General features: G+C 59.7%; 1 protein-coding gene. It reads left to right on the top strand.

Annotated features, from left to right (window positions below):
* Positions 1–938, top strand: a 938-nt coding sequence (locus tag DNJ95_RS19075) for a phosphopantetheine-binding protein (RefSeq protein ID WP_242672006.1), incomplete at both ends; no start/stop codon positions are given.

Raw genomic sequence — 938 nt, 5'->3', positions numbered from 1 at the left:
GGCGACCTGGCCCGTTACCGTGCCGATGGTGTGATTGAATACGTCGGCCGTATCGACCACCAGGTAAAGATCCGCGGCTTCCGCATCGAACTGGGCGAGGTCGAGGCCCGCCTGCAAGAGCATGAGGCTGTTCGCGAGGCCGTGGTGATCGATATCGAAGGGCCGAGCGGCAAGCAACTGGCTGCCTATCTCGTGACCGATACGGACCCGTCAAATGATCCAGATTGGCAAACCACACTGCGCAGCACCTTGCGCGATTATCTGAAGGAAAGCCTGCCGGACTATATGGTCCCGGCCCATCTGGTGTTCCTCGGGGCGATGCCGCTGACGCCCAACGGCAAACTTGACCGGAGGGCCTTGCCGAAACCCGATGCCAGCCAGTTGCAGCAGGAATATGTCGCGCCACAAAGCGAATTGGAACAACGGATCGCCGCCATCTGGGCCGATGTACTGAAGGTCGAAAAGGTTGGCCTGACTGACAACTTCTTTGAGTTGGGCGGTGATTCCATTATCTCCATCCAGGTGGTCAGCCGGGCCCGGCAGATGGGGATTCGTTTTACACCCAAAGAGCTGTTCCAGCACCAGACGGTTCAGGGGCTGGCCTCGGTGGCGAAGCGTGGCGAGGGAGGTGGGCTGCAGATCGATCAAGGGCTGGTCACAGGTGAAGCGCTGCTGTTGCCGATTCATCGGCACTTCTTCGAGGAAGACATTCCCGAACGCCACCACTGGAACCAGGCACTGTTGCTCAAACCGGGCAGGGCACTGAACGCTGAACACCTCGAACAGGCGATCCAGGCTTTGGTCGTTCACCACGATGCTCTGCGCCTGAGTTTTATCCAGGACGCCAGCCAGGTCTGGGCGGCCCATTACCGCCCGGTTACCGAGCAACAGGCGATTCTGTGGCAGTCGAGCGTACAGAACGAAGAGCAGTTGGAGGC

The organism is Stutzerimonas kirkiae, assembly GCF_004327335.1.
Taxonomy (GTDB): Bacteria; Pseudomonadota; Gammaproteobacteria; order Pseudomonadales; family Pseudomonadaceae; genus Stutzerimonas; species Stutzerimonas kirkiae.
This window is presented reverse-complemented; position numbering and strand designations above follow the sequence as displayed.